The organism is Photobacterium satsumensis (assembly GCF_050336935.1).
Classification (GTDB): domain Bacteria; phylum Pseudomonadota; class Gammaproteobacteria; order Enterobacterales; family Vibrionaceae; genus Photobacterium; species Photobacterium satsumensis.
Map to the genome: position 1 here is coordinate 394779 of NZ_JAKJSK010000006.1, position 20702 is coordinate 415480.

The following is a 20702-nucleotide window of genomic DNA, read 5'->3' on the forward strand; positions in this document are numbered from 1 at the left end:
AGGGGCGGTATGCTCGTAAATTTGAAAGAACTATTGCCTCAGGCTGCGGCATCAGACTATGCCGTACCTTGTTTTAACGTATTCGGCTATGAAGATGCCCGTGCTGTAGTAGAAGCGGCAGAAACGGTAAATAAACCGGTGATCCTTGCTTGTAATAAAGACGTGGCCGACTTTTATGGGGTAGAAACAGCCGCCGCGATGCTTTTACCTTTGGCTTACAACAGCTCGGTACCCGTTTGTCTGCATCTCGATCACACCTATGAAGAAGAAGTCGTATACCGTGCCTTGAAGGCAGGCTTCAGCTCTGTGATGTTTGATGGCTCTCAGCTTCCGCTTGATGAAAATATTGCTCGTACCCGTGCTGTGGCGGATGTCGCCCATGCGTTAGGTGCATCGGTGGAAGGTGAAATTGGCTCTGTGCCTTATGATGAAGGCCGTGATCATATTAAATCTATCTACACCGAGCCAGAAGATGCCTTGCGATTTGCGAAAGAAAGTGGTGCTGATTGTGTCGCCATTTCGGTCGGAAACGTACACCGTTTAACCGAGCCGACATGCACTATTGATTTTGGTCGTTTAGATCGTATTGCGAATATGGTAGATATTCCGTTGGTAATACATGGAACCAGTGGTATCCGCGACGAAGATATGGAAGTGCTAAAGCGTACACGTGTGTCTAAATTCAATATCGGCACCTGTTTGCGTCAAGCATTGGGTCATAACCTGCGTGATTTTATGAACGCGGAACCACAAAAGTTTGATCGTATCTACTTTATGAAAAAGGCAATGCCCTTTGTGAAGCAAGAAGCGATTCGCAACTTTGAATTATTATCATAAACTATAGCCTCAAGTGCTTAGCGCTTGGGGTATTCTTATTTAGTAGTAGTGCTTTCGGGCGGGAGAGCGGCCAATTATGGATGCTGAAGAACAAGTTCCAGCTGACTTAGATACGCTGCGTGAGCTTATTGTTAAGCGATACGACAGCCTGAGTGGGCGGTTACAACAGGTTGCTGATTTTGTCATGGCCCAGCCAATGTTGGTAGCGGTTGAGACAATGGCAACCATAGCAGAACAGGCCAATGTTCCTTTATCTACACTGAGTCGGTTTTCAAATGCGATGGGCTATTCTGGATTCAGCTCAATGCAGGCGTTATTCCGTGACCAGTATTTGAATCGTCCTCGGGATTATATCGAGCGTGTCAAAAAAGCTCGCGCGGCTGAAGAAGTAAGCCAAGACTCGCCAATGGCGATTTTCCAAGACTTTGGACAAGCCAATATTGAAGCGATGGAGCAGTTACAAATGTCTGTTTCACCGCAAAAGCTCGAACGGGCAGTGAGCTTACTTGACGGGGCTGAGACCATTTACATTCAGGGCATGCGTCGGGCGTATCCGGTGGCATTCTATCTTTGGTATGCCCTGATGAAGTCAGACAATAACGTTGTATTGCTGGATGATCACGGTGGTATGCTCGCGCCAATGACGCGCCGTATGAATGATAAAGATGTATTAATTACGGTTACTTTTAGCCCTTATGCACCAGAAACAAGTAGTTTGATTGATTCTGCGTTTGAAAAAGGCGTGCCTATTGTGGCGATTACGGATAACCAGATGACATCTCAAGGCAGCAAAATGGAAGTCTGCTTTGAAGTGCTGGAAGGTGAAATCATGGGCTTCCGCTCTCTGAGTAGTTCTCTATATCTGGCACAAACACTGGCAGTTAGCCTAATGTGCCAAGAAGTGAAGTAACTTACTTCAAACACTCTTTTTAGCAATGTTTATTAAAGTAACCAAGTTATAGCAAATAACTTGGTTACTTATTCCTGAGCTATTTTTGCTTATCTAATTTAGACGATATTTGGGTCGGTGCCAGGATCATGGCGCCTGTGAACGTTAATGCACGGCATTTAGTGTCGATAAGGATTTAAAATGCGTTTTGCTCTTCATGGAATGTGTTCGCTTCATAGTAATATTCTTTCTGATATCCGCTTGGCAAAAGAAACCGGTTATCAAGGGCTAGAAATTCATACTGAAAAATTATGGCGCTACATTAATGCCGGCTTTACCAGCGAAGAATTTAAAGCTCGTCTTGATGCAGCAAAAATCACCCCTACTGCGATTGATATTATCGGTGGAGTAGAAGCAGCAACAAAAGAAGAACAACAGCGTGTATTTAAAGAAACAGAAATACTATGCCGCTTTGCCAAAGAAATCGGCGCGCCAACGATTCAACTTAATGCCTTCGAAAGCCTCAATGGCTTTAGTACTGAAGATAACATCCAGCTAACGGCTAAAAATATCAGAACTATTGCTGATATTGGGCGTGAGCATGGGATCCGTTTTCAGTATGAAGGAGCGGCATGGACACCGATTGCGACGCTAGATGATTACTATCGATTGCTCGATGCCGTTGGGCGTGATAATTTTGGTTTCGTCTTAGACACATGGCACCTATGGGCATGTCGAGGGGCAACCTTAGAGCAAATCTCTCAAGTTGATAAATCTCTGATTTATAACGTTCATCTTTCCGATGGTAAACGCCCTGCAGTCGGGCAGCCATGGGTAGATGAAAGAGAGTTGCGCGGAGTCTATATCGGTGAAGGTGACATCCCAATGCAAGAGTGGGTGGATGCGCTGCGACAGACAGGTTACGACGGTTTCTTCTCAGGCGAGTTCCTCAATGATCAGATGTGGGAACACGACCATTATGAAGTGGCAGAAAAAATGCTGAATGGGATGAAGGCATTAGTACGTTAAGCCTTGCAAGGATCTGCGGCTTATATTTGGAATAATAATTTGAAGAACCTTGAGCGCCGTGCAGATTTAATATTAGTCGCAACCACAATATTGGCGGCAGCTGGCTGGATTTTCTCTAAAGAAGCAATTCAGGGGCTACCGCCTTTTGGCTTTATTGGCTTGCGTTTTATCCTAGCCTCTCTGTGCCTATTACTGTTCTGCTTTTCTGATATTAAGAAAGTCGACAAGTCCGTAATACCAAAAGCACTTGGGGTAGGGTGTATTCTTGGTGGCGCAATATTGCTGTGGATACATGCAATTTCCGTTAGTGATACGCTGGGCGAAGGCGCATTTATTATGAGCCTATCCATGTTGTTTGTACCGCTGATTGCTTGGCCGCTATTCAAGGCTAAACCGCCAAGAACATTTTGGCTGGCACTCCCCATTGCTTTTGCTGGTTTATTAATGCTGTCGTTAGGTGGTGGCAATGGCTGGCAGATGTCTTCAAGTCAGTTATGGTTTATGGCTGCGGCGGTGATGCTGGCGGTCCACTTCAATTTCAATAGCCAATACGCCCGGCAGGTCCCAACGCTGCTGCTGACTTGTTTGCAGCTATTTAGCATCGGTTGTATGGGTATTATTGCTTCTTTGTTGTTTGAAACATGGCCTGAGTCTGTCAGTTTGACGACATGGGGTTGGTTCACGATGAGTATGCTGGTTGCGACAAGTTTGCGTTATGTGATGCAGACGATGGGACAGAAACACAGTACTGCTGCTAATGCCGCGATTATTATGATCCTTGAGCCGGTGTGGACAGTCATCCTTAGCGTAGTTTGGTACGCTGAAGAAATGCCGTTTAATAAACTCGCAGGGTGTTTGATGATTCTATTGGCTTTGTTCACCTACCGTGGGCTAGGTCATGTCCTTGGATTCCTTTCCAAACGAATATCCTGACATTACACGTATATAAAACAGGCTTGCATATGCAAGCCTGTTTTGTCTTAAGATGGCTAGGTTATAGGTTAGCTCTCTTGCGCCCAGCTTTCTGCTTCAATTTTTGCTAATGCATTAGCTGCTCTTTGCAGTGCAGGCAGGAAGTGCAGGGCCTGTTCTGGCTTCAGGCGCATGATTGGAGCCTGAATAGCGATACCGAGATTTGAACGGCCTTTTTCGGATGGTACTAGCACGGCAACACAAAATAGTCCGGGTAAAAACTCTTCATTATCGATGGCATAGCCGTTGCTTTTTACCATATCTAATTCAGCATCCAGCTTATCGAAATCAATAATGGTTTTTTCCGTATATTGGGTCAGCGGAACATTATTAAGCAAGCGGCGGCGCTGAGATGGACTCATGTTGGCGAGGAACAGTTTTCCTGTTGCTGAGCAGTGTACCGGAACCCGTGACCCGGGATGCAGGTAAAAACGAAGCGGTGCTTCAGTTTCGACCCGGTCAACATAGATAATTTCGCCACCGGACAGCGCAGTAAGGTTGCAACTTTCACCGACTTCTTGTTTCAATTGGGTGAGTACGGCGTGTCGGGCACTGTGAGTCGTGCTGTTCAGTAATAGTTTCTCGGCAAGGTTTCGCAGTCTTACCCCAGAGCTATAATGGCGGTCGTCACCATCACGCTGGATAATGCCGGCATTTTCTAATTGTTGCAGCATACGGTGAAGGGTCGGCTTCGGTAAGCCGGTTTCTTCAACCAAGCTTTGTAGCGAGAAAAATTCATCCTTTCCGGCAATCACTTCCAACAAAGCAAAAAGGCGTAGGGTTGGCGTGTCGCCCTCTATACGTGTTTGTTCCATTGGCTCTTTCACGATAGCAGTCATTGTTATATCCATTTATTACCTTTCTACATAATACTATTAATTTTTCCAATTAATTGAATTTCCGTTGACGATATAAGAGATGATGGTTAATATTTATTCAAATATCAACTTTTGGAATAATTTGTCTCATTATTTGTTGTTATTGAGGCCAGTGAAGGCAGACTCATGAAAGCAATCCACCGAATAATTGAACAGGCCCAAAAGCAGCCTAAGCGTATTGTGTTGTGTGAAGCAGAAGATCAACGAGTGTTGGCCGCTGCAAAGCTGGCACTGGATAAAGGGATCGCCAGCATCATTTTGGTTGGTAAAGTTAAAAGTATTCAGGTTGTTGCCACTGAGCAGGGTATCTCTCTTGAAGGTATGGAAGTCATCGATCCTGAAACCTCAGGCTTAACGCATGAATTTGCCCTTAGCTTGTATGAAATGCGGGCAGCAAAAGGCATGACCCAAGAGCTGGCAAAGAAAGCCGTACTGAACCCGTTGTGCTTTGCCAACTTGATGGTTAAGCATGACTTGGCTGATGGCTCTGTTGCTGGGGCTATCAATACCACAGGTGATGTCGTTCGCAGTGCAATTCAGTTAATTGGTATGTCGCCCCATTCAACATTGGTTTCTAGCTTCTTTCTCATGATGCTTTGCCAGCCTTTCCATCACTTAAAAGGCGGTATGATCTTTTCTGACTGTGGTTTGGTGGTTGATCCGAATGAGGATCAATTGGCAGACATTGCATTGTCTGCGGCATCAAGCGCAAGAAGTCTCTTGATGGAGGAGCCAAAGGTGGCAATGTTGTCTTTCTCTACCAATGGAAGCGCTAAGCACAGTGCGGTTGATAAGGTCGTCGCGGCATCCGAGAAAGTGAAGCAACAGGAGCCTGAACTGGCGATAGATAATGATGTTCAGCTAGATGCTGCGATTGTGGCGGAAATCGCCCAGCGAAAACTGCCGGATTCGAAAGTGAAGGGTCAGTCTAATGTATTGATATTCCCAAACTTGGAGGCGGGCAATATTGGATACAAATTAGCTGAACGTGTTGGTGGCGCGATAGCGATTGGGCCTTTACTGCAAGGGTTGGCGAAGCCAGCCAATGATCTTTCCCGCGGTTGTAGCGTGAATGATATCTATCATGTTATCGCGGTTACCGCCGTACAAGCACAGCAAGGGCCAAGATAGGATGATGTTAGAAAACCTATTGCTATTGTTGGCTATCATCATGGTCGGCACATATTTCCAGACCGTCACGGGTTTTGGTCTCGGGATTATCGTGATTGGTGCTACCACGGCTTTTGAGCTGACGACTGTAGCTGTTATGGCTGCTGTGGTTAGCTTGGTGACGCTGGCTAATTGCGCCTTTGCTTTGCCAGGGTCGACGAAATTAGTTGAATGGAAATCAGTGCGGCTGGTGGTCATTGGTGTGCTGCCAGGAGTTGTTGCTGGTGTCGTATTATTGGAGTATTTGAGCCAATCGGCTGCAAGTATTCTGCAATGCCTTGTTGGAGTGATGATTGTATATAGTGGGCTCAATTTTATGCTGCGCCCGTCGGTGAGAGCTGAACGCTCGGGGGATACTAGCTTCTTTGTTAGCGGGTTTAGCTCTGGTTTAACCGGAGGTTTGTTCGGAATGGCGGGGCCCCCGCTGGTTTATCAGTTTTATCGACAGCCTTTTGATATCACCACTATCCGTAATATGTTGCTTGTCGTCTTTGCTTGCACGTCGGCTTCACGCAGCATCTTTGTTGGTATCCAAGGGCAACTTAATACCGAAATCTTGATTTTAACCGCAGTTTCATTGCCAATTGTCACATTAACGACCTATCTAGGACGGCGATTTCCACCGCCTTTTAGTGCTGAAACTATGCGGCGAATAGTATTTGGCTTGCTGATGGCAATTGGGATCTACTTGATCTTCTCTTCAACCTTGGTTTGACTCTTAACTATTCAAAAAAAAGGGCCCGACTGGACCCTTTCTAATTAACACTCGTCTGTCACAAGCTCTAATTCCATTTCACCGAGGAATTGAATATTGGTTGCCCGTAGGAAGCAGGCTTTTTCTGGGAATGACGTATCACCTTTCTCATAGTTTGAGAAGAACACCGTTGAAGTACGCTCGTTCTGGTAGCCTTCTTCGTCGTTGTTGCCGTCAGAGTCAATAATGTTCATGTCAGTTTCCATGAACTTAACAACATTGGCTTTGGTCATTACAGGTAGGCCTTTCACGGTTTTAATGTCACCTTCAATCACACCATAGCTAGTTTCTATGCCATCGTTTATCGCTTTGCCTAGTACGATTGAGTAAGCGCCTATCAATGCCCCTTTGGTCCCTTCTAATGCTGCTATACGAGCATCAGTTTGTATGTTCAGGAATTTAGGTGCAGCAGTCACAGAGATGATCCCTAGGATGACGATGACTACTACCAGTTCGATGAGAGTAAATCCGTTGTTCTTTTTCATAATGGCCGTCTATTTAAGCGATATTGTTTATATTTTCTACAAATGTTTTCTATAGGCATAAAAAAACCGCCTCACATGGGGCGGTTAAACAACACAGATTCTACGACCTGAGGGCATAAAGTGAAGCTGGTGGATGCATTTTTTTGTGCCTATGCGATCGAGTGTTCAATTTCCAAACCAAACAATTAAAAATCAGACAAAGCTATTCCTTTATTTGGTTACAGATTGATATGAAGCATTTGGGTTTACATTCTGCCTTTTGATAGCAGGGAAATGATTTCAGATATGTTGTGCTGAATCGAAGACTCAGTGAAATCCAATGCCAGGCAATGGCGATAATAGGGGCTGAGATCTAACCCGACACCTAATCCTACAATTTCAAACTGCTGGTTTGCTTGATATTGGGCAATCACTTGTTTGAGGTGGTTGTCTAAATAAAACTTGTCATTGGCGAGGTTGGTGGCGGTATCCATAGGGCAGCCATCGGAGATTACAAATAGGATCTTTCGGGGCTCCTCTCTTTGGCTAAGACGTTGGCAGGCCCACATTACGGCTTCGCCATCTATCCCTTCTTTGAACAAGTCTGCTTTTAATAGTGCTGCAATATCCCTTCGGGTGTGTCGCCAATGGCTTTCTGCTGATTTGAATATAAGGTGGCAGCTTTCATTTAATCTGCCGGGATAGGCTGGTTTTCGTTGCTTCAGCCAGTCAGTATAGGCTTTGCCGCCGTTCCAACTATTGGTGGTAAACCCCAAGACTTCACTATTGATGCCGGCAAGGCCGAGCGCTTTAACCATGGTATCTATCAACATAGTGATGTGGTTGATGTGCTCACGCATTGACCCCGAGCAGTCGATGAGAAAGCTGACAATGCTATTAGGCTTTGCACGGTAATACTCGTGACAGAATATGCGGTTTTCATTTGGTGAGCTGACTAACTGGCTGAGCCGCCGACCGTCTATATATCCGTCTTCTTCCCCATATAGCCAACCATCTCGTTGTGGGGATGACAACAAGGCTGACAGCTGATGCGATAGCTGCTTGATATTTATTCCTTGTTGCTGGATGCGCTCATCAAGCTCTTCACGCAATGCAGCGAGTAGTGCTTTACGGACCCGTTCTGATGCATGTACTTCTCGATCGTATTTGGTAGTGAAGATCCGGTAAGAGCTGTGATTTTCATTAAACACCTTACTTTGGCCACTATATGCGGTCGCCATTGGTGTTTCTTCACCCTGATCAAAATTAAGCAAAAAAGATAGCGCTGACTTGGCCTGATCTACATTTGTTTCATCAGGTGAGTTGGTTTGATCTTGTTCTGACTCAATCATCTCGCTGATGATTGAACCTAACGAAATGGCATGGTGAGCGTAAGCCTGCTGGTTGCGGCGATGTCGTCTTAATCCAGCTAAATCTTGCCCGATTATCGGTACTATGCCTGCCCGTGTAGCTTCGATGAAATCTTCAAAAGACTCATCGATAGCTTGGGCATGAAGGCGGGAGCGGACAACTTGGACTGCGGTAAACAGTAATAGGCCAATGTGGGTATCAGCCATACCGGATTGATAAAATTGCCGGGACCATTCCGTGAAGTTGTGATCAATATTGGCGCATACACCGGGTAGGTTTTCTTTTATTTGGTCGTCGCATAGGTAACTTTCGCACCTTAACTGCTCTAAGACTTCGAAAAGCAGTCTTGTGATGGGATCTTCAGGGGTTAATTGTTTATGGAGATGAGAATCTGAATAGCGTAATCGTAGTGAAATCGCATCGATCTTGCCGCGTTTTTCACTAGCATTGCCATGGCGGGATTCAGGGGCATTTCGCAGGTGGGCGGCGTAAACTGGAATATGCTGATTATCGACATAGAGTGATTCTCCGCGATAATGAAGTTTTAACTCTTCGCTCAATGCTCTGGCAGAAGCTTCATGCAGTTGCTGGCTTTTCTGTCGCTCTCTCTTATTGGTCGTAGGTGCAGGTTTCATTGTGAGACTCCTGAATGTAATAGCCACGACTCAGCTAACTCTTCATTGAAGCAACGTTGGTAATATTCAGCGATGACTGGACGTTCAAAATCATCACACTTGTTGAGAAACGAAAGGCGGAAGGCGAGTGCCGGGCTATTAAAAATCTCACAATTTTCTGCCCATGTGATCACTGTACGCGGCGACATCAAGGTTGAGAGATCACCCGCTGAAAACCCCTTTCGGGTAAGCCCTGCCATGGCAACCATACGATTGATTAATGCTCTTCCTTTCTCGGTATCTTTACTGGGCACTCTCGCTAACACGATGGCAGCCTCTTCCTCTGGGGGAAGGTAGTTCAAGGTGGCGACGATATTCCACCGGTCTATTTGTGCATGGTTTAAAACCTGAGTGCCATGGTAAAGGCCAGAAAGGTTTCCCAGACCGACGGTATTTGATGTTGCAAACAGCCTGAAGGCACTGTGTGGGTGGATGACCTTGTTCTGATCAAGCAGGGTGAATTTGCCATCTCTTTCTAAAATCCGTTGGATAACAAACATGACATCAGGACGTCCAGCGTCGTATTCATCAAAGATCAGGGCAACGGGGCGTTGTAGGGACCAAGGCACAATCCCTTCCTGAAACTCGGTGATTTGCTTACCATCCCTGATCACGATGGCATCTTTACCGACCAAATCTAGCCGGCTTAAATGCCCATCTAAGTTCACACGGACGCAGGGCCAGTTTAAGCGGGCTGCAACTTGTTCTATGTGGGTCGACTTTCCAGTACCGTGCATACCTTGGATCATCGTCCTCCTGTCTTGGGCAAATCCCGCCAAAATAGCCAGTGTGACTTCGGGGTTGAAGCGATAGGCGTGATCAATTTCAGGTACGTGATCGTCACGAGTACTGAATGCCGGAACGTGAAGATCGGTATCGATACCAAACACTTCTCTTACAGACACCATCATATCGGGCTTACTCATTGTAATGTCCACCATGTCACATCCTTTCTCGAATTGAACAACTGATATTTGATAGGGCTTATAAGTGCATTGTTTCCTACGTTTGGTGATTTCGGAACAGCGCAATGGTGAAATTGACGCTCTCGTATCAAAAAATGGAATAAATTGTATCGATTGTTAATTTTTTGTTGACGGGTAAAAAATGAGCGTCTAGTGTTTACATGAATTCGAAATATCGAGACAAAAAGTTTCATTAAGTTGGAATGCCCATCATCAAGGAGATACAGAGAATGAGCGAACAAGATGCACGTACAGTTGTAACCGGCCCAACCAAAATGACGCCATCCGAGGCCTTTGTTGAAACCATGGTTGCCAATGGGGTGACAGACATGTTCGGCATTATGGGTTCAGCCTTTATGGATGCGATGGATATCTTCGCGCCAGCTGGAATCCGCTTAGTTCCCGTTGTACATGAGCAGGGTGCTGCGCATATGGCAGACGGCTACTCCCGGGTTTCAGGCAACCATGGTGTGGTAATTGGTCAGAATGGCCCTGGGATCAGTAACTGTGTTACCGCAATCGCGGCGGCGTATTGGGCGCATAGCCCAGTGGTCATTGTGACGCCGGAAACAGGAACGACAACCATGGGCTTAGGCGGTTTTCAGGAATGTAACCAGCTGCCTATGTTCCAAGAGTTCACCAAATACCAAGGGCATGTTACGCACCCGTCCCGTATGGCTGAATACACTGGCCGATGCTTTGACCGCGCGATGAGTGAAATGGGGCCTACCCAACTTAATATTCCACGCGACTACTTTTATGGCGAAGTGACGTGTGAAATTCCAAAACCTGCGCGATTGGATCGTGGCCCGGGTGGTGATCAGAGCCTAAATGATGCTGTAGACCTGCTCGCTGAGGCTAAATTCCCGGTGATTATTTCCGGTGGTGGGGTTGTGATGGCGGATGCCGTGCAAGAGTGTAAAGCACTGGCTGAACGTTTGGGCGCCCCGGTGGTGAACAGTTACCTACATAACGATTCTTTCCCTGCAAGTCACCCATTGTGGTGTGGACCGCTGGGTTACCAAGGTTCAAAAGCGGCAATGAAGCTGATCTCCCAAGCAGATGTGGTCATCGCGCTAGGGTCACGCTTAGGGCCATTCGGTACCTTGCCACAACACGGTATGGAGTACTGGCCGAAAGATGCCAAGATTATCCAAATTGATGCCGACCATAAAATGCTGGGCTTGGTGAAAAAGATTTCTGTCGGTATTTGTGGCGATGCGAAAGCCTCGGCTGTAGCGCTAGGTGAACGCCTAGAAGGCAGAGCACTTGCTTGTGATGCGACAAAAGATGAGCGTTTCAATAAGGTTCAGGCTGAGAAAGAAATTTGGGAAAAAGAGCTTGATGAGTGGACCCATGAGCGTGACTCGTTCAGTTTGGACATGATTGAGCAAAATGCGCAGGAAAAACCATTTTCTGGTGGTGAATACCTGCATCCTCGCCAGGTGTTACGTGAACTAGAAAAAGCCATGCCTGAAGATGTCATGGTCTCTACCGATATCGGCAATATCAACTCCATTGCCAACAGCTACCTGCGTTTTGAAAAGCCACGCAGTTTCTTTGCCGCAATGAGTTTCGGTAACTGTGGTTATGCGTTCCCGACAATTATTGGTGCCAAGGCTGCTGCGCCTCACCGTCCAGCCATCTCTTATGCGGGTGACGGTGCTTGGGGCATGAGCTTGATGGAAACCATGACCTGTGTTCGCCATAACATCCCGGTGACAGCGGTAGTCTTCCATAACCGTCAGTGGGGGGCTGAGAAGAAAAACCAAGTCGATTTCTATAACCGCCGTTTTGTTGCTGGCGAGTTGGATAACCAGAGCTTTGCTGAAATCGGCCGTGCGATGGGCGCAGAAGGTATCACGGTCGATCGCTTGGAAGATGTAGGGCCTGCCTTGCAAAAAGCCATCGACATGCAAATGAATGAAGGCAAAACCACCATTATAGAAATCATGTGTACTCAGGAGCTGGGCGACCCGTTCCGCCGAGATGCACTGTCGAAGCCTGTCCGTTTCCTCGATAAGTATAAAGATTACGTGTAATCACGAGTCAACATGGAGCCTGACCAGCGGTATAGAGTTGGGCTTTTTTATACTTAACAAGGAGATGCCACATGACCGAACGCGCGTTAAAGCTGCCAAAACCTTTGCTTTCCGGTTTGAACGAGTTTGTTCCAGGCTTGCTGCTATGTGTTGTGATTGCTGCCGCTGCATCCTTTGTTTCGGCGCAATATGGAGGGCCAACATTCCTTTACGCACTACTGATTGGGATCTCGTTCCATTTCCTATCGGATAATCACAAGTGTCTTCCCGGCATAGAAATGTCGGCAAAGAAGCTGGTACGGGTTGGTGTGGCTTTGCTGGGGGTTCGAATTGCTATCAGTGATGTTCACGCTATCGGCACGCTTGGGGTCGCTGCACTCGCTGGTGCTGTCATGCTGACCATTGGCTTCAGCCTGTTATTGTCGAGAATACTACGCTTGCCTAAGATGCTTGGGATTCTATCTGGCGGGGCAACGGGTATTTGTGGGATATCGGCAGCAATGGCGATTTCCGCCACGTTGCCTCAAAACAAAGAAAACGAACATTACACTTTGTTGACGGCCATTGGGGTTGCTGCCTTTTCCACTATTGCCATGGTGCTCTATCCACTGGTGGTCTCCATGCTTGAACTCAGTCGAGCAGAAGCAGGGTTGTTTCTCGGCGGATCCATCCATGATGTTGCCCAAGTTGTGGGGGCGGGTTTTATGATTTCACCCGAAGTGGGGGATTCTGCAACGTTGGCGAAAATGTTCCGAGTCGCGATGTTGATGCCGGTCGTAGTGGTGTTTGCCTTTTGCTTCCGTACTGCAAGGCAGGAAAAAGGGAGCGAGCAAACAGGTAAGCAACCTCTTGTCCCATTCTTTCTATTGGTATTTGTTGGCCTCGTTATTGTTAACAGTCTTGGCTGGATCCCGCCTGTCGCTGTTGACATCAGCTCTGATATTTCAAAGTGGTGTTTAGTTATATCAATCGCAGCACTAGGGGTGAAAACCTCGTTTGAAAAATTGTCGGCACTCGGTTGGAAGCCCATCGCGCTTTTACTGGGGAATGCATTGTTTATCGCAGCATACATGTTGGTTGTCGTGTATTTGGGACGAATGATTTTTTAATAAGGAGAAGCGCATGAACTCTCTACCGTATACGGGTTCAATTACTAAGTATTTAGCCATTATTGATGAATTAAGAAATGGAGAAGAATTACTTTTATTCAGAGGACAACCAAATAAGCGAAAATCATTAATACCGTCTATTGCGAGAGGTTGTGAAAATATAACAACAGTCGGTCAAGAGAAAGATATGTTGGATTCTTTCTCTCGCCTGGGAAGAAATAAGCTCAATATTAACCGTTCAGATTACTGGCACCTCATGTCTGAAGCCCATCATCATGGCTTGAAAACTCGGCTGTTGGATTGGACCAGCAATCCATTGGTTGCGTTATGGTTCGCATGTCAATCACCCGGTAATCAACCACATGTCTATGTGTTGAAGGCCTCAGAGAGGCAAGAGATTGATATGGTTGGTGATCCTTTCGAAGTCAATGAAACAAAGGTTTTCCAACCTCCTATCACACACGCAAGGATAAAGGCACAGAGTAATTGGTATAGCATACACCCGTCGGTTAACTCGCAAGAATCCGGTAAACGGTTTACGCCGTTTGAAATAGAAGCGGGGAAGAGTGATGAACTGTATGAAATTCCTATTTTCTCTGAGGTGAAAGACAACCTGCTGTTGGAGCTCGATAAGTGTGGCATTAATGAGCAGCTGATATATCCAGACTTAACTGGGCTTTGTTTGCACATTAATAAATTGTTCGAGCAGGCACCAGCTGAAAGTCGTGAGTTGGATAGAGGTGGAGCTGGAGCCTGTGAATCTGGGGCCTATCAATCATTGTTAGCAACGAATCTTGTCGATTACCAAACCTCGCCACTGGCAAGCCCTGTATCAAGTGATTCGCTTCAGGAACTAACCCGACGAGAGACAAAAGGGGGACTGCAGCAATATCGCCATACCTATACCAGTGACTTTGATTTTGACTGATCAGCAAACGCTTTGTTGATGTAACTCACAAATATTAATTTTTGAAATAAATCATCTCAATTTTTCGAATATTACATTGACTGCAACAAGGATGACAACTAGCTTTAGGTTAACGTTTTGTTAAGGTTGGTTTCCTGTTGATAGGCAGAAAATATCAGGCGAAAAATTGGAAATATCTGTTAAGGATTAACCAGCTAACGTTATGTCTCGAAATTAAGAATATGATTTGACGGTATGTTAACAGAGGTATATGTTTAACCAAAATTTAACATTCAAGCTGGTGGAATTGTCTGTTTCATGTTTAAAACGATAAGGATATAAGAATGAATACTCAGTCTGTAGAAAGTCACCGTGATGAAGTCAGCATCGAATTTTTACAAGCGTTTAGTGAAGCATGGAATAACCATGATATTGATGCCCTGATGACATTTGTTACGGACGATTGTACCTTTCACACAGCTGCAGGCCCTGAGCTTCAAGGTAATACTTTTTCCGGTAGGGAAGCAGTAAAGACAAGTTTTCAGCAGGTTTGGAAGAATTTCCCAGATGCAGCATGGCTAGACGGTGTGCACTTTGTCAGTGGCGACCGCGCCGTATCAGAGTCGACATTTTGTGCCACCAAGCCGGACGGTAGCCGTATCGAAGCCAGGATGGTGGATGTCTTCACGCTTGTTGAAGGCAAGATCCAAGTCAAAAATGCTTTCCGTAAAGACCGTCCTTCTTTCTTTAATCCAAATTAAGCGCCTGAGATAAACCTTATCTGGATATGTCATGGCTAAAGGGCTTGAATGAGGAGCTTTAAATGGATTCAATAGCAGAGAAAGAAAGGGTAATACTCGAAAAATCAAACACTAATAACACCCAGTCAGCAACCGCGGCAAAAAACATCTATGATCCGGCTTATGATCCACTGGTCGCTAAAACACCTGGGCACGGTACAGAATATGCGCCAACGTACTGGGTCGGCACTGCTGGGGAGCCGCCAGCAGATGATGGCCCCATTGTCAGTGACGTTGATGTTGATGTCGTCATTATTGGTTCAGGGTTTACCGGGCTAACAACCGCGATTCACCTTGCCGAAGAATATGGCATCAGGGCAACGGTATTAGAGGCAAACAGAGTCAGTTGGGGCTGTAGTACCCGCAATGGTGGACAAGCCCAGTGTGCATCCGGGCGTTTGAAACGCTCTCAGTGGATTCAGCGCTGGGGCTTGGAAACGGCCATTCGTATGCATGAAGAATGTCTCGATGGCATGGAAACGTTTAAAGGGCTTATTAAAGATATCGATTGTGAGCCACAGCATGGGGGACACCTATATGTTGCCCATCGTGCCAAGGTTATGCCGACTCTGGAGAAAGAAGCCAAGTTACTGCGCCAGGCGTTTAACTATGATGCTCAGATTCTAGATGCTGATACGGTAAAGAAGCAGTTGGTTGGTGATCAGGAAGCTGCGGGGGCCATGCACGAACCAGAAGGGATTGGCATCCACGCCGGTAAGTTGGCCTTTGGTTACCTGAAAAAAGCCAGAGCGCTAGGGGCGACGGTCCACCCAGCAAGTCCAGTGATTGGTTGGGAGACACGAAACGGTGTGCATTACTTAAAAACCCCCGGGGGCACTGTACGTGCAAGAGCGGTTGGGGTGGCAACCGGTGGCTATACCTCGCAAGGTCTACACGGCCAACTGAAGAACCGCCTGCTGCCTATTCTGTCAAACTCTATGGTGACGCGGCCCTTAACAGAATCTGAGTTGGTAGCATGTAATTTCCGTACTAATCAGGTTATCACCGATACACGCGTACTTCGGCATTATTACCGCTTGCTACCGGATAACCGGGTTCAAATTGGTACCCGGAGTGCCATCACCGGACAGGCTGCGCCAGAGAAAAAGTACGAAGATATGCTCAAAGCGGACTTAGCACGTAAGTTCCCAGCGTTGGATAATATCCAAGTTGATTATTCTTGGTGGGGCTGGGTGGATGTCAGTCACGATATGATGCCACGTATTTATCAACCTAACGCCAATCAAACGATTTATTACGCACTGGGCTACGGGGGCAATGGCGTAATGTACTCGGCGCAAGCCGGAAAGCGATTAGCTCAATGGATTGCGGGTGAAGGTAAAGATTTAAATTTACCTATATTTCAATCAAAACTGCCGTTTCCCAATATTCAAGAAGTGGTCGAGTCCGAAGCTTTTGCCCCCTTTAGACGGCTTGGCCAGCGGTTCTTATATAAATGGTATTACCTAAAAGACGAAGTACTTTAATTCCTATCAGGCTAAAAAGAGCACTAGACAAAAAAGACACACAACATGACCAGGATGTCTATGTACGTTGTTCCGTGGTCACCTTTATCTATAACGCGAATATAGCGAAACAATATAAAAGGTTACGACTATGAAATTCCAGAAAAAGAAGATTGTTAGTCTTATTGCTGCTGTCACTATGGCATTTACTTCATCAACCGTACTTGCAAAGAATTTTAAAATGGCGATAGGTGATGCCGCAGGTGGAACACAGTGGGAACTAGGGACGACTTTCAGTGAATTGCTGGATAAGAAAACAAACGGTCAAGTAAAAGTCGATTTATTTCCAAATGGTCAATTGGGTAACGAACAAGACACCGTCAATAATGCTGCCATTGGTTTACTAGACTTTTCTATTCTTGCCATTAATAACGTGACACCTTTTTCACCAACGGTTGGTTTGCTAACAATGCCTTACGTAATTCAAAGTGCAGATGAAGCGAAACTGTTGACGCAGGGAGACGTTGGCCAAGAACTGGTGGACAATACTATTCGTGATGCCGGTGTGCGGATCATTGGTTGGGCCTATTCAGGATTTCGTGTTCTGACCAATTCAAAACGCCCTGTTGCAACGCCTGAAGATCTAAAAGGCTTGGTTATTCGGGTTCCTCGAAATGAAATCATGATTGCTTCCTATCAAGCATGGGGGGTCAACCCAACCCCAATGGCATGGTCAGAAACCTTTACCGGGCTTCAGCAGGGTGTGGTTGATGGGCAAGATAATCCATACATCACTGTTTATGCAATGAAGTTTGATGAGGTACAGAAATACGTTACGAACATTCGCTATATCTTCTCTCTAGAGCCACTTATTGTCAGCGAATCGGTATTCCAACAACAGTCGCCTGAAATGCAAGCCAGTATCCTAGAAGCGGGTAAAGAAGCCACTGAACATAGCTTTGCCTACCTACAAGATACCGAAGGACAGATCCGTAAAGAACTTGCCGCGAAGGGGATGGTGTTTACTGACCCTGCAAACGGTGAGAAAGAGTGGATTGAAAAAGTCACTAAAACCGTTTGGCCTAAGTTCTATACCAGTATCGGCGGTAAAGAAAAGTTAGATGAAACTCTGAAGTTATTAGGACGCTAACTAAACCCAAGTACTCATGCTTTACCTGATTTAATAATGTAAAGCATGAGTCCATTTTCCCCTGATGAATACCAAGAATAAGAATCAGGGAAACGTCGGAGGCTTTATGTCTGTCATCCAAACAATTAAAAAGCATCTTAATAATATTGAAGAATATACTTGCTGTTTATTATTGGCTTTATTTGTTTTGTTACTTTTTGCACAAATTTTGTTGCGCCAGTTTTTTCAGTACTCCATTCCTTGGGGGGATGAAGTTGCAACCTACATGTTCGTTTGGTTCGCTTATTTAGGGGCGGTAGTCGCTGCCAAAATGTCAGCGCATAATAGAGTTAGCTTTCATTTTAAGTTCTTCCCCCCCATCGTAAAAACAGTGTGTGAAACGATTGCTGATCTATTGTGGGTAGCATTTAATGGCTACTTTGTTTATCTAAGCTATGACTTTGTCTTTAACAAGATGAACCTTTTTTGGAAGTCGCAAACCACAGGCATTCCAATGAAGTATTTCTATATGATCCTGCCTATTGCTTTTACTCTGATGACAATTCGCATTTTGTGGAATAACTACGAGCGATTATTCAAAGGCGTTGAAGCGGTTGATCCGGACGTAAAAGAGATTAAGAAAATTCAGAAGCTACAAGTTCAGAATCAACAGCATCAAGTCCAGAGCCAGTCGCTGAAAGTCCATAAAACTGCGGGTTAAACGGAAAGGGGTCGTTCATGGAAGGATATCTCACACTCATTTTATTTGGTGGCTTCTTGGTCATGCTCATCTTGGGCGCGCCAATTACCGTGTCACTGGCTGGGGCCTCAATGGCCGCTTATCTTGTATTGGATAAGAACCCAATCGCTTTGGTACAAATCGCCTTCACCTCCGTCGGTAACTTCCCGCTCATGGCATTGCCTGCGTTCGTTTTGGCGGGAGCATTAATGGAAGCGGCCGGGATCTCCAAGCGTTTGGTCGATATTGCAGAAAGTCTTGCTGGACCGGTTACCGGCGGACTGGGGGCAGCAACGGTGGTTGCTTGCCTGTTCTTCGGGGCAATTTCAGGCTCAGGGCCTGCAACAACGGCTGCGGTAGGTATGTTAATGGTACCAGCCATGGTCAAAAGAGACTATGAGCGCAGTTATGCCTCTGCGGTAACGGCAGCATCAGGAGGGCTTGGGATCATCATACCGCCTTCCATTCCATTGGTGATATTTGGTATTTCTGCAATGGGGTTAATGCCGCCTCCTGAAGCCATTTCCCAGCACGGTCAATTTGCATCCTTGTCTATTCCCAAGTTATTTGTCGCCGGTGTTATCCCTGGTTTGATCATGGCGTCAACCTTGATGGTGACCAATTACCTTATTGCTAAAAAGCGTGGCTATAAAGGGTTAACTGAAAATTGGTCCGTAGGAGATATACGGACAACGCTAAGACGCGGTGTTTGGTCACTCTTAGCGCCATTCTTGATTCTTGGTGGCATCTATTCAGGGTTATTTACCCCGACTGAATCAGCCATTGTTGCTATTTTCTATTCACTGTTTGTTGGGCTGTTTGTTCACCGAGAGCTGGCTTTTAAAAATATCATTAGCTCGCTGACAACAACGACGTGGATCACCGGCCGTGTTTTGTTGATTTTGTTTGCGGCTACTGTCTTCGGCAGACTCCTTATCGAGCAAAAGATCCCGGTGGTGGTGGCAGACTCATTATTAAGCCTGACCGATAACATGTACATGGTTTGGGCGCTGACTATTACCTTGCTACTGTTTATCGGTATGTTTATGGAAACACTGGCCGCCATCATGATTATTGTGCCGGTGCTGCTGCCGATCATGTATATGCTGGGAGCCGACCCAACCCATGTCGGTATTGTGGTGGTATGTACTCTTTCTATTGGCTTCGCTACACCGCCACTGGGTGAGAATATCTTTGTCGCTTCAGGGATAGGCGGCTCAACGGTTGAGCAAATAACGGCAAGGATCCACCCATTTGTTATGGCTTCAGTGGTAGGCGTATTTCTTATCGCGTTCTTCCCACAGTTAACACTCTGGTTGCCGTCTTTAGTTGGTTATTAATACATTGCGAGGTGAATATGAATAAAGGAATGAGTCTCGTGAATAGCGGGGCAAGGGTTGCCGTGTTGGCTGCTGCTATGTCGTTGAGTTGCGGATCTGTCGCTTCATCAAGCTCAAGCTTGGAGAACGCATCTGTTGAGAATATATCGACTTATACAGTGAGCTCGCCGCCCATTGTTACTGAAGCAGAGAAGCGCGCAAGGGTGCTATTAGATAAAGCGGTAAGGCATATCCGCCAGCAGGGTGCAGAGTCCGTCGACGACTTCTCCCATCAGCAACAATTTACCGATAACGAATTGTATGTTTATGCGCTCAATGTTGATGGGGTATTTCTTGCCAGCGGCGGTTCATCCGTCGTCTTGGTCGGCGATGATGTGAAAACAACAGCTGACATGAATGGCAAACTTTTTTTTCGCGACATGATAGAGCAAGCAACAACATCGGGCGAAGGCGTTGTCGAATATCACTGGACCAACCCGGTAGATAGTGCCGGTGAGCCGAAACGTACTTTGTTTAAGCGTGAAGGGGATATCATCGTTGCTGTCGGTTACCACCCAGCAAGAGCGGCGGCTTATCAAGCCAAAGGTTTCTTGGATCAAGCAACGAAAGCACTGATCAATAACGAGCAGGATGCATTGGGTGCTTTTAACCGCCATGATAGCCAGTTTGTGAAAAATGACTTGTATGTGTTTGTGCTGGATAAGCGCACAGGAGAATTTCTGGCACATGGTGCCACACCACATCTGGTCGGCAAGGTATTTAATATTCAAGGTAAACCCATGATTGGGGAAATGCTCAAAATAGCCGAGGAGACAGGGCGGGGCGAGATAACCTATCCATGGCTCAATCCAACCTCAGGCAAAGTCGAGAGTAAACATACGTACTACCGGATCCTTGATAATAAGCTAGTTGGGGTCGGTTACTACGAAAGGTAATTCATTCAGTTTATCCATTGTTGTTCCATCAAGTTGCACTTCACCTTCTCTAGTGTTTGGCCCTTTAGCTACTCTATATAAGAGTAATCGGGGCCTTTTTTTTCGCCTCTATAAACCCATTCCCCGAAGATAAACATTGAGCTGGTAGACATATTGACGGTGATTTTTCGAAAGAAAGTGAACCGGCATCGGATATTCCAACTTTGCGGTTTTATTTTGCTTCTTTCTACGA

General features: G+C 46.0%; 19 protein-coding genes. 15 read left to right on the plus strand and 4 right to left on the minus strand.

Translation table 11 applies throughout. The features are described from left to right. Positions 1 to 9: 9 nt before the first annotated feature. The 4 genes from L4D79_RS01885 (at position 10) to L4D79_RS01900 (ending at position 3688) form a co-directional block, all read left to right on the plus strand. Complete coding sequence (locus tag L4D79_RS01885) at positions 10 to 837, plus strand: class II fructose-bisphosphate aldolase (protein ID WP_428646600.1); 828 nt, start codon at positions 10 to 12, stop codon at positions 835 to 837. 76 nt (positions 838 to 913) lie between these two features. Further along, positions 914 to 1747, plus strand: coding sequence for a MurR/RpiR family transcriptional regulator (locus L4D79_RS01890; RefSeq protein WP_428646602.1), 834 nt, complete (start codon positions 914 to 916; stop codon positions 1745 to 1747). Between the two features lie 180 nt (positions 1748 to 1927). Continuing rightward, entirely contained in the window at positions 1928 to 2755 is an 828-nt protein-coding gene (locus L4D79_RS01895) for a sugar phosphate isomerase/epimerase family protein (protein ID WP_428646605.1), read from the plus strand. Positions 2756 to 2794: 39 nt separating this feature from the next. Then, entirely contained in the window at positions 2795 to 3688 is an 894-nt protein-coding gene (locus L4D79_RS01900) for a DMT family transporter (protein WP_428646607.1), read from the plus strand. A gap of 68 nt (positions 3689 to 3756) precedes the next feature. On the opposite strand, the gene L4D79_RS01905 is transcribed toward L4D79_RS01900, so the two are convergent. Continuing rightward, the gene (locus L4D79_RS01905) at positions 3757 to 4578 is read right to left on the minus strand and encodes an IclR family transcriptional regulator (RefSeq protein ID WP_428646610.1); all 822 of its coding nucleotides are present in this window, start codon (positions 4576 to 4578) and stop codon (positions 3757 to 3759) included. Positions 4579 to 4731: 153 nt separating this feature from the next. Between L4D79_RS01905 and pta the strand changes: the two genes are divergently transcribed. Together pta and L4D79_RS01915 are read left to right on the plus strand one after the other, a co-directional pair. After that, positions 4732 to 5736, plus strand: coding sequence for a phosphate acetyltransferase (gene pta, locus L4D79_RS01910; protein WP_428646613.1), 1005 nt, complete (start codon positions 4732 to 4734; stop codon positions 5734 to 5736). Between the two features lies 1 nt (position 5737). After that, positions 5738 to 6490, plus strand: a complete 753-nt coding sequence (locus tag L4D79_RS01915; RefSeq protein ID WP_428646616.1) for a sulfite exporter TauE/SafE family protein — start codon at positions 5738 to 5740, stop codon at positions 6488 to 6490. Between the two features lie 44 nt (positions 6491 to 6534). Here the strand turns inward: L4D79_RS01915 and L4D79_RS01920 are convergent, their stop codons facing one another. The 3 genes from L4D79_RS01920 to L4D79_RS01930 form a co-directional block, all read right to left on the minus strand. Next, positions 6535 to 7014 (minus strand): prepilin-type N-terminal cleavage/methylation domain-containing protein, encoded by a 480-nt coding sequence (locus L4D79_RS01920; protein ID WP_428646619.1) that lies wholly within the window; start codon positions 7012 to 7014, stop codon positions 6535 to 6537. Between the two features lie 245 nt (positions 7015 to 7259). Beyond that, a complete protein-coding gene (locus L4D79_RS01925) occupies positions 7260 to 8999 on the minus strand; it encodes a cobaltochelatase CobT-related protein (protein WP_428646621.1) in 1740 nt (579 codons plus the stop codon). After that, complete coding sequence (locus L4D79_RS01930) at positions 8996 to 9979, minus strand: AAA family ATPase (protein WP_428646624.1); 984 nt, start codon at positions 9977 to 9979, stop codon at positions 8996 to 8998. The genes L4D79_RS01925 and L4D79_RS01930 overlap by 4 nt, the downstream gene beginning before the upstream one ends. Positions 9980 to 10233: 254 nt before the next feature. Here L4D79_RS01930 and xsc point away from each other — a divergent pair, with 254 nt between their 5' ends. From xsc to L4D79_RS01975, 9 genes are all read left to right on the plus strand, one after another. Then, entirely contained in the window at positions 10234 to 12045 is a 1812-nt protein-coding gene (xsc, locus tag L4D79_RS01935; protein WP_428646627.1) for a sulfoacetaldehyde acetyltransferase, read from the plus strand. Positions 12046 to 12116: 71 nt separating this feature from the next. Beyond that, positions 12117 to 13154 carry a YeiH family protein gene (locus L4D79_RS01940; RefSeq protein ID WP_428646630.1) on the plus strand — a complete coding sequence of 346 codons (1038 nt, stop codon included), beginning with the start codon at positions 12117 to 12119 and terminating at the stop codon, positions 13152 to 13154. 13 nt (positions 13155 to 13167) lie between these two features. Continuing rightward, on the plus strand, positions 13168 to 14082 hold the full coding sequence (locus L4D79_RS01945; RefSeq protein WP_428646632.1) for an FRG domain-containing protein: 915 nt from the start codon (positions 13168 to 13170) through the stop codon (positions 14080 to 14082). Positions 14083 to 14405: 323 nt separating this feature from the next. After that, positions 14406 to 14822, plus strand: coding sequence for a nuclear transport factor 2 family protein (locus tag L4D79_RS01950; protein ID WP_428646635.1), 417 nt, complete (start codon positions 14406 to 14408; stop codon positions 14820 to 14822). A 62-nt stretch (positions 14823 to 14884) separates the two neighbouring features. Continuing rightward, entirely contained in the window at positions 14885 to 16348 is a 1464-nt protein-coding gene (locus L4D79_RS01955; protein WP_428646638.1) for an NAD(P)/FAD-dependent oxidoreductase, read from the plus strand. A gap of 130 nt (positions 16349 to 16478) precedes the next feature. Beyond that, positions 16479 to 17477 carry a TRAP transporter substrate-binding protein gene (locus L4D79_RS01960; protein WP_428646640.1) on the plus strand — a complete coding sequence of 333 codons (999 nt, stop codon included), beginning with the start codon at positions 16479 to 16481 and terminating at the stop codon, positions 17475 to 17477. A 106-nt stretch (positions 17478 to 17583) separates the two neighbouring features. After that, complete coding sequence (locus L4D79_RS01965) at positions 17584 to 18177, plus strand: TRAP transporter small permease (protein ID WP_428646643.1); 594 nt, start codon at positions 17584 to 17586, stop codon at positions 18175 to 18177. Between the two features lie 17 nt (positions 18178 to 18194). Next, positions 18195 to 19535, plus strand: a complete 1341-nt coding sequence (locus L4D79_RS01970) for a TRAP transporter large permease (RefSeq protein WP_428646645.1) — start codon at positions 18195 to 18197, stop codon at positions 19533 to 19535. A gap of 17 nt (positions 19536 to 19552) precedes the next feature. Then, positions 19553 to 20470 (plus strand): cache domain-containing protein, encoded by a 918-nt coding sequence (locus L4D79_RS01975; protein WP_428646647.1) that lies wholly within the window; start codon positions 19553 to 19555, stop codon positions 20468 to 20470. The last annotated feature ends 232 nt before the right edge of the window (positions 20471 to 20702 follow it).